The following is a 7862-nucleotide window of genomic DNA, read 5'->3' as shown; positions in this document are numbered from 1 at the left end:
GACCGTGACGACCTGGGTGTCGGCCGCTCCGGTGCCCTCGCCGACGCCCACCACCCCGGCACCGACAGCGCCCGCTGGCACGCCCGCCGGCACGACCCCGACCGACAGCCCGACCACCGCAGGCGTGGTCTCCGGCAACGGCCGGACCCCGACCGGAACGCTGGCCTTCACCGGAAGTGACCCGACGGTTCCGCTCGGCATCGCCGGCGTGCTGCTGGCCGCGGGCATCAGTCTGACCGTCGTCGCCCGTCGTCGTCGCGCAGCCCGCGTCTGAGCCACACCACCCGCACCACACACGGCACCGCTCGTCTCCGGGCGGGCGGTGCCGTGTGCTGTCCGCCGTGGTCGTGGGTGCCGCCCGGCGGCACGCGCCCGTGAACCGGTCCAGCGCCTCCCGGCTAGTGTCCGGGCCATGGCCGTCACCGAGATCTGGCTCGTCCGTCACGGCGAGTCCACCGCGAACGTCGCAGCAGCCGAGGCCGAGGCCGCGGGCGCCGACGTCATCGAGGTCGACCACCGGGACGCCGACGTCCCGCTGAGCCCCCTCGGCGAGGAGCAGTCCCGGGCGCTCGGTGCCGAACTCGCCGATCGCGGGGTCGACGACGTGCCCGTCGTGCTCTGGGTCTCGCCCTACCGTCGAGCGCAGCAGACGATCGGCATCGCGCTCGAGGCCGGCGGCCTCACCGAACCCCCGCGCCGCGTCGACGAACGGCTGCGTGACCGGGAACTCGGCGTCCTCGACCGGCTGACCCGCACCGGGTCCGCGAACCTGCACCCCGACGAGGAGCAGCGTCGCCAGTGGCTCGGCAAGTACTACCACCGGCCGGCCGGTGGCGAGTCCTGGGTCGACGTGATGCTCCGACTGCGCACGCTCTTCGCCGACGTCGACCGCATCGAGCACGCCGAGCGTCTCGTGATCGCCGCCCACGACGCCGTCGTCATGCTCGCCATCGCCGTCGGCCTGGACCTCGACGAACCCGAACTGATGGCCTTCGCGGAGGACCACACCGTCGCGAACGCCTCGCTCACCCGACTCCGCCGCGACGCACTCGGTGCCCCGTGGACGCTCGAGGAGTTCTCCGGCACCGGACACCTCGACGAGGACCCGGACGCGGCCGTCACCGAACACGAAGGCCGGAAGGACGACGCCCGTGTCTGAGCCCATCCCCGTCACCCCGAACCTGCTCCGTGAGTGGTCCCTGCCGGAGGTCGGCGGCAGCAAGTACGGCCGCGGCCAGGTGCTCGTCGTCGGTGGCGCCGCGAAGACCCCCGGCGCGGCGATGCTGTCCGCGACCGCAGCCCTCCGTGTCGGCGGTGGACGCCTGACGCTCGCCGTCGCGGGCAGCGTCGCACCACACGTCGCCGTCGCCCTGCCCGAGTCGGGCGTGCAGCCCCTCGCCGAGGACGAGGGCGGCCACGTGGCCGTCGGCGCGATCCAGAGCCTGACGGACGACCTGGCAGCCGCCGACGCGGTGCTCGTCGGCCCGGGGCTCGACGAACCCGAGGGGAGCCGCGACCTCGTCGCCGGACTCGCCGCGGCCGTCGGCGACGAGACGGTCGTCGTGCTCGACGCCTTCGCGCTCGGGGTCGCCGCAGACCTGGTGGACGAACTCGCCCCGCTGCGCGGCCGACTCGTGATGACGCCGAACTCCGGCGAGGCCGAACGACTGCTCGGCCGGGACTGCTCCGACGACCACACCGACGCGGCGGAGATCGCCGAGCGCTTCGGGGCGGTCGTCTCCCTCGGCGGGATCATCGCCGCCCCGGACGGTCGGGCCTGGGCGAAGGGCACCGGCGCCGGGGGTCTGGGGACCAGTGGCAGCGGGGACGTCCTCTCCGGTGCGATCACCGGTCTGCTCGCTCGCGGCGCCGACGTCGCGCAGGCCACGGTCTGGGCGACGCAGGTGCACGCCGCCGCGGGGGACCGACTGGCGGTGCAGGTCGGACCGATGGGCTACCTGGCGAGCGAACTGCTCGGCGAGATCCCACGCGTCCTGGTCGAGTTCGGCGCCTGAGGCGGCGTCCACCGCGTTGGCAGGTGGCGACGATGCTGGTACCGTTCCAAGCAGGAGATCGGTGCAGGCCGCTTCCGGATCACGACCGGAATCCCCACAGAAACGCGGAGACCCAGGTGCAAGTCCTGGCACGTAGCTCAACGAGTAGAGCCCCGTTTTGCCTTCAGCCGTCGCGGCGACGAGCGAGTTCGGACTCGACCTCGGCGCGGGCGAGCCTGAGCGGCCCGTAGTGATGACGGGCGAACCCATGGCACTTCCGTAGCACCGTGGCAGCATGCCCCGCTTGCGGGTGCTCGGTCAGGGCGTCCTCGACCGCCTCACGGATCCAATGGTCTCGTGGAAGCCCGAGCTGCAGCAGACCGTTGCACGCTCGATCGATCGCCTTGGTGACGGCGAGCGCCAGCAGCATCTCCCCGTGGCCCAGTCGGAGTACGTCGCCCTTCGCCAGCCGTGTGGGATCGCTCCCCGAGGCCTTCGTCCAGGCCAGCACCGCGGCCGGGGAGAGGGCGGACACGGCGTCCACGAGACCCTGGTCCACCCGACCGCCGTCGTGGATGACCGCGTTCCGCATCCTGCGCAGGACCGCCAACTGTTCGAGAGGGAGGCCGTCGATGCGCGACCCGCACGCCTGCTGCAGTGCCTCGTGCTGCCCGGCCGACGGCGTCTCTCGAGCGCGTCGGCGTGAGACGAGCCCGGCGTCTGCAGCCATGCCCAGACAGGTCTTCAGGGAGTCCTCGTGGAGCGCAAGGACGTAGGCGATGCTCATCGCGCCGAGGTGGACGTCGGCCTCGGCGAGGATGTCGCTCGCTGCCTCGGCCGTGAGGTTGAAGCGGCGGATGTGCGGCACGTTCGGGTACACCTCGGGCAGGAGCCGGTCAGAACCGCGGTTCAGCTGGAGGAGGTGGTTCGAGAGCTGTGCGCCTGCGAGGAGCCCCATGAGGGCGTTGCTGGCTTCGACTCGGAGGGCTTCGTAGCGGCGGTAGGCGCGGAAACGGACCACCCCGAGCGGTACTGGCATGTGGTACATCATGCCAGTCGACCCAGTCACCCGCGGAGCGACTCCACGGCCTTCGCGACCCGCCGCGCGCGGGTCTCCGGCGCCTTCGCCTGCGTCACCGGGTCGACGAGCGCCCGCTGCCGTGACGCCGACAGCGTGTCGAACGCGGCGCGGACCCCGGCGGCTGTGAGCGCCTGGTCCAGGTCGTCCGCCACGTCCACGGTCCGCGGCAGGGTGTCCACCTCGAGCGACACCGCCACGGTCTGCCCAGCGACGATGCCCGAGGCCGTCCGGTGCTCCGCGGACAGCGGGACGAGGGCCTGTCCGCCCATCACGCCGACCGTCGAGCGGTAGGTGTAGCCACCGTCGATGGTGACCACGACGGCCGGGCGCCCGCCGGAGCCCAGCGCCTCGATCACCTCGGGCGGGACGGGCAGGCCGGTGGCGTTGACCCGCGCCTGCAGGACGGTCGTCGTGAACTCCATGCGGGCCTCCCGGCTGCTCGATCACCGGCGGACCGAGATCACGCAGAACCGTACAGGCGCACGCGCTGTTCTGCCACCGTTCACCGTTCGAGCACGGACCGGAAACCGGCCGCGTCCACGATCGTCCCGACCGGCGCTCCCAGCCGGACCGGCCCGACGGGTCGGACCCGAACACGGAAGGCTTCCCCGTGCAGTACAAGCGCACCCTCACCGGCCTGGCATTCGCCGCAGCGGCCGTCGTCACCCTCGCCGGTTGCTCGGCCACGAGCTCCGCCTCGACGAGCAGCGGCGACGCGAGCTGGAAGACCGCCACGAGCGCCGAGGGCGCCGGCGGCATGGACGCCCTGGTGAAGGCCGCGAAGGCGGAGGGGCAGCTCAACGTCATCGCGCTGCCGCCGAGCTGGGCGAACTACGGCAAGATCATCGACGGCTTCACGGAGAAGTACGGCATCAAGATCAACTCCGCGAACCCGAACGGGTCGAGCGCTGACGAGGTCGCCGCCGTGAAGTCGCAAAAGGGCCAGTCGACGGCTCCGGACGTCCTCGACCTCGGCAACGCGGTCCTGCAGCAGAACCTCGGCCTGCTGACGGACTACAAGGTCGCGAACTGGAGCGACATCCCCACGGACCTCAAGGACAAGGACGGCGCCTGGACCCGTGACTACACGGGCCTGATGTCGATCGGGTACGACTCGTCGAAGATCGAGGACGCCCCGAAGGACCTGAGCGACCTGCTCGGCGCCGAGTACAAGGGCAAGGTCTCGATCGCCGGCGACCCCACCCAGGCGAACCAGGCCGCCAGCGCGGTGTACCTCGCGGCGCTCGAGAACGGCGGATCGGCCGACGACATCACGAAGGGCGTCGACTTCTTCGGCAAGCTCAAGCAGGCCGGCAACTTCCAGAACGTGTTGCCGTCGCAGGCCACGGTCGCCTCGGGTGAGACCCCCGTCGTCGTCCAGTGGTCCTACAACAACCTGGCCTGGGGCCCGGCAGCCGGCGCGAGCGGCAACGAGCACTGGAAGACCGTCGTCCCCGAGGGGCAGGCGCTCAGCTCGTACTACTCGCAGGCGATCAACAAGGACGCCCCGCACCCCGCGGCCGCCCGCCTGTGGCAGGAGTACATCGCCAGCCCCGACGCCCAGAACCTGTACCTGCAGGCCGGAGCGTTCCCGTCCACCCTCGCCGCGCTCCAGGAGTCGGGCAAGGTCGACGAGGACGCGCTGCAGGCCGCCGGTGGCGCACCGAAGAACTCGGTCGAGCTGACCGACGCGCAGGTGACCGCGGCCGCGAAGGTCCTGGCGGCCGAGTGGTCGTCCACGATGGGCTCCTGAGCAGCATGACCACCGCATCGGCCCCCGGCACCGCGGGGGTGCCCGCCGCCGGGGTCCCGGCCGCGACGCTCGTCACGAGCGAGCAGGCGACCGCGACCCGCGCGGGCACGCAGGCCGATGCCGCCGCCCGCCGCGGCGCCGGACCCCGTGTCCGGCGCCGCGGCGGCGTCGCGTGGCTCGGCCTCACCCCGTTCGCGGCGTACGTGCTGCTCTTCCTCGCCGTGCCGGCGCTGATCGCCGTCGGTTCCGGGTTCTTCGACGCGTCGGGCCACCCGACGCTCGCGAACCTGGCCGCGCTCGGCGACCCCAGCGTGCTGCGGGCCTTCGGTGGCTCGTTCGGGCTGTCCGCGGCCTCGGCCGTGATCGGGGCGGTGGTCGGGGCGCTCGTGTGCTGGGCGCTCGCCGCGCTCCGGCCGGACGGCATCGTCCGGTCGATGATCGACTCCGCCGCCAGCGTGCTGGCCCAGTTCGGCGGTGTGATGCTCGCCTTCGCGTTCATCGCGACGATCGGCACGCAGGGACTGGTTACGGCGTGGCTGGTGTCCACCTTCCACTGGGACCTCAACGCCGACGGCGCCTTCCTCTACACGGTGCCCGGCCTGGTGATCCCCTACGTGTACTTCCAGGTACCGCTCATGGTCCTCACCTTCATGCCCGCACTCGAGGGCGTCAAGACGCAGTGGGGCGAGGCCGCGGCGACGCTCGGAGCATCGCGCGCCACCTACTGGCGTCGCGTGGCGCTGCCCGTGCTCGCGCCGGCGTTCTGGGGATCGCTGCTGCTGCTGTTCGCGAACGGGTTCTCGTCGTTCGCGACGGCGGCTGCGCTCATCTCGCAGGGCGGCATCGTCCCGCTGACGATCCGCGCGCAGCTCACCAGCGAGACGATCATCGGCCTGCAGAACGTCGCGGGGGTCCTGGCCCTCGGCATGGTCGTCGTGATGGCGGTCGTGATGACGGCGTACTCGCTGCTGCAGCGTCGCGCCGCCCGGTGGCAGCGGTGAGCGCGGGAGCGCCGGCCCGTCCGGCAGGCCCGGCCCGTCCGGCAGGCCCGGCCCGTCCGGCACGTCCGGCACGTTCCGCTCGGACGGGAGGCCCGTCCCGCGTCCCACAGTTCGGTGCAGCCCCGTCACGGGGCACCGCCGCGATCGTCCTGGTCGTCGTCGGACTCATCTTCGCGGTGCCGCTGGTCGCGCTGCTGCAGTTCACGTTCCGGCAGGGCACCGACGGCAGCCTGACCACGGCGCACTACACGGCCCTCGCCGACCCGGCGAACGCGGGCACCTACCAGCCGGTGTTCGACGGCCTCGGCGCCTCGCTCCTGATCGCGGTCATCGCGGTCGCGATCGTCCTGCTCGTGCTGCTGCCCGCGCAGGTCATCACCGCCCTGCACCACCCGCGGCTCCGACGCATCCTCGAGTTCGTCTGCCTGGTGCCGATCACCGTGCCGGTCGTCGTGCTCGTCGTCGGGTTCGTGCCCGTCTACCAGGTCGTCGCCCAGGTGTTCGGGTCCGGCGCCTGGACGCTGTCCTTCGCCATCGGCATCATCGCGCTGCCGTTCGCCTTCCGTCCGATCTCCGCCGCGATCACGTCGATGGACCTGATCACCCTGACCGAGGCCGCCCGCTCCCTCGGGGCGTCGTGGTGGACGGTGACGTGGCGGGTGCTCCTGCCGAACCTGCGGCGGGGGATCCTCGCCGCGTGCTTCCTCACGATCACGGTCGTCCTGGGCGAGTACACCCTGGCGTCGTTCCTCTCCCGCACCACCTTCCAGACGGCACTGCTCCTCGTGCAGGGGACCGACCCGTACGTCGCGGCGATCTTCTCGCTCGGCGCGCTGGTGTTCGGCTTCCTGCTGCTCGTCGCCATCGGCCGGATCGGTCGGCGCCGCACGCGTGTCCGTCGTCCCCACCGCAAGGACCCCGCATGACCACCACTGCACCCGCCGCCCTCGCGTCCCTGTCGGGCACCGGCGCCGTCGTCGAACTCGAGGCGGTCGAGAAGCGCTACGGCGCCCACCGGGCACTCGCCGGGTTGTCGCTGCGCGTCGAGCCGGGGGAGTTCGTGTCGCTCCTCGGCCCCTCCGGCTGCGGCAAGACGACCGCGTTGCGCGCGCTCGCCGGGCTCGAGGCGATCGACGCCGGTGCCATCCGCATCGACGGCGAGGACGTGGCGAACACCCCCGCGAACAAGCGCGACATGGGGATGGTCTTCCAGCAGTACTCGCTGTTCCCGCACATGACCGTGCGGCAGAACGTGGCGTTCGGCCTCGAGATGCGCAGGGTGCCGTCGTCCGAGCGGAAGTCCCGGGTCGTCGACGCGCTCGACATGGTGCACCTCGCCGACTTCGCCGATCGGTTCCCGCACCAGCTCTCCGGTGGGCAGCAGCAGCGCGTGGCACTCGCCCGCGCGCTCGTCACCCGCCCCCGCGTGCTGCTCCTCGACGAGCCGCTGTCCGCCCTCGACGCCAAGGTGCGGGTGTCCCTCCGCGAGGAAATCCGCCGTATCCAGTCCGACCTCGGCATCACCACGGTCTTCGTCACGCACGACCAAGAGGAGGCGCTCGCCGTGTCCGACCGGATCGCGGTGATGAACGCGGGCGACATCGAGCAGATCGGGACGCCCGAGGAGCTCTACCGCTCCCCGTCGTCGGCGTTCACGGCGGACTTCGTCGGGCAGTCGAACCGACTCGGCGGTGACCTGCGCGGCGGCGACGTGTTCGTCTACGGTTTCCGGGTCCCCGCACTCGACCTCACCGTGGCGGACGGTCCCGTGCTCGCCTACGTCCGACCGGAGGACATCGCGTTCGCTCCCGAGGGCGTCACCGGCACCGTCGTCTCCTCGAGCTTCCTCGGCTCGATCCGGCGCACCACGGTCCGGCTCGACGACGACACCATCGTCACGGTCCAGCACGAGGTCGGCGACCGACGCGCGTCCGGTGACCCCGTGGCGGTCCGGCTGCTCGGCGCTCCGGTGGCGGTGGCACCCGTCTCCTGATCGCAGCCGTCTCCTGACTGCAGGGGACGCGGCGCGGGTG

9 protein-coding genes are annotated in these 7862 nt (G+C 72.0%); 7 read left to right on the top strand and 2 right to left on the bottom strand.

The window, feature by feature from the left end:
• The 3 genes from DEJ24_RS08155 to DEJ24_RS08145 form a co-directional block, all read left to right on the top strand.
• On the top strand, positions 1-274 hold a 274-nt coding region (locus tag DEJ24_RS08155), incomplete at its 5' end, for an LPXTG cell wall anchor domain-containing protein (RefSeq protein WP_146245962.1).
• A 138-nt stretch (positions 275-412) separates the two neighbouring features.
• Positions 413-1159 carry a histidine phosphatase family protein gene (locus DEJ24_RS08150; RefSeq protein ID WP_111078191.1) on the top strand — a complete coding sequence of 249 codons (747 nt, stop codon included), beginning with the start codon at positions 413-415 and terminating at the stop codon, positions 1157-1159.
• Positions 1152-2015, top strand: a complete 864-nt coding sequence (locus DEJ24_RS08145) for an NAD(P)H-hydrate dehydratase (RefSeq protein ID WP_111078190.1) — start codon at positions 1152-1154, stop codon at positions 2013-2015. Before DEJ24_RS08150 ends, DEJ24_RS08145 begins: the two co-directional genes overlap by 8 nt.
• A gap of 163 nt (positions 2016-2178) precedes the next feature.
• On the opposite strand, the gene DEJ24_RS08140 is transcribed toward DEJ24_RS08145, so the two are convergent.
• Together DEJ24_RS08140 and DEJ24_RS08135 are read right to left on the bottom strand one after the other, a co-directional pair.
• A complete protein-coding gene (locus tag DEJ24_RS08140; RefSeq protein ID WP_146242653.1) occupies positions 2179-3033 on the bottom strand; it encodes a hypothetical protein in 855 nt (284 codons plus the stop codon).
• 26 nt (positions 3034-3059) lie between these two features.
• On the bottom strand, positions 3060-3497 hold the full coding sequence (locus tag DEJ24_RS08135) for a YdeI/OmpD-associated family protein (RefSeq protein ID WP_111078188.1): 438 nt from the start codon (positions 3495-3497) through the stop codon (positions 3060-3062).
• A gap of 188 nt (positions 3498-3685) precedes the next feature.
• On the opposite strand from DEJ24_RS08135, the gene DEJ24_RS08130 reads away from it, so the two are divergent.
• The 4 genes from DEJ24_RS08130 to DEJ24_RS08115 are packed head-to-tail and all read left to right on the top strand — an operon-like array spanning position 3686 to position 7822.
• On the top strand, positions 3686-4828 hold the full coding sequence (locus DEJ24_RS08130; RefSeq protein ID WP_111078187.1) for an ABC transporter substrate-binding protein: 1143 nt from the start codon (positions 3686-3688) through the stop codon (positions 4826-4828).
• Between the two features lie 5 nt (positions 4829-4833).
• Complete coding sequence (locus DEJ24_RS08125; protein ID WP_111078207.1) at positions 4834-5829, top strand: ABC transporter permease subunit; 996 nt, start codon at positions 4834-4836, stop codon at positions 5827-5829.
• A complete protein-coding gene (locus tag DEJ24_RS08120; protein WP_375334699.1) occupies positions 5817-6755 on the top strand; it encodes an ABC transporter permease in 939 nt (312 codons plus the stop codon). The genes DEJ24_RS08125 and DEJ24_RS08120 overlap by 13 nt, the downstream gene beginning before the upstream one ends.
• Positions 6752-7822 carry an ABC transporter ATP-binding protein gene (locus DEJ24_RS08115; RefSeq protein ID WP_111078186.1) on the top strand — a complete coding sequence of 357 codons (1071 nt, stop codon included), beginning with the start codon at positions 6752-6754 and terminating at the stop codon, positions 7820-7822. Before DEJ24_RS08120 ends, DEJ24_RS08115 begins: the two co-directional genes overlap by 4 nt.
• Positions 7823-7862 lie beyond the last annotated feature (40 nt).

The organism is Curtobacterium sp. MCPF17_001 (genome assembly GCF_003234615.1).
Classification (GTDB): domain Bacteria; phylum Actinomycetota; class Actinomycetes; order Actinomycetales; family Microbacteriaceae; genus Curtobacterium.
The sequence above is the reverse complement of the archived record's forward strand: the minus strand, read 5'-3'. Positions and strand labels throughout refer to the sequence as shown.

Coding starts and splice junctions, on each gene's coding strand:
- DEJ24_RS08125 (WP_111078207.1), top strand. CDS start 4,834: ATGACCACCGCATCGGCCCCCGGCACCGCGGGGGTGCCCGCCGCCGGG.
- DEJ24_RS08115 (WP_111078186.1), top strand. CDS start 6,752: ATGACCACCACTGCACCCGCCGCCCTCGCGTCCCTGTCGGGCACCGGC.
- DEJ24_RS08135 (WP_111078188.1), bottom strand. CDS start 3,497: ATGGAGTTCACGACGACCGTCCTGCAGGCGCGGGTCAACGCCACCGGC.
- DEJ24_RS08150 (WP_111078191.1), top strand. CDS start 413: ATGGCCGTCACCGAGATCTGGCTCGTCCGTCACGGCGAGTCCACCGCG.
- DEJ24_RS08140 (WP_146242653.1), bottom strand. CDS start 3,033: ATGCCAGTACCGCTCGGGGTGGTCCGTTTCCGCGCCTACCGCCGCTAC.